Origin of the sequence: Proteus sp. LHD240705 (assembly GCF_047921555.1) — a bacterium.
GTDB lineage: Bacteria > Pseudomonadota > Gammaproteobacteria > Enterobacterales > Enterobacteriaceae > Proteus.
Window position 1 is genome coordinate 1 of the sequence record NZ_JBLRMI010000053.1, and the last position, 287, is coordinate 287.

At 46.0% G+C, this 287-nt stretch carries 1 pseudogene; it reads left to right on the plus strand.

The annotated features are described in order from the left end of the window. A pseudogene (locus ACNART_RS17985) lies at nt 1–287 on the plus strand (hypothetical protein); the annotation flags it as partial.

Genomic DNA, 287 nt, shown 5'->3' on the forward strand with positions numbered 1-287 from the left:
ACCGATCCTGCGGGTAATACGAGTGGTGAGGGTAAAGCAACAGACTTTACGGTCGATACGGTTGCCCCTTCAGCACCAGAATTAAAAGCAGAAGATGACGGTTCGGTGTCTATTGAACTGCCAACGGATGCCAATAAAGGTGATACCGTAGAAATTACGTTTGAAGATGAAAACGGTGACAAACATACGGTGACCTTAGAAAAAGGCGACAATGGTTGGATATCGGATACCCCTGCTTTAATTCCGGATAGCAATGGTGATAAAGCGACGATCCCTGCGGATAATGT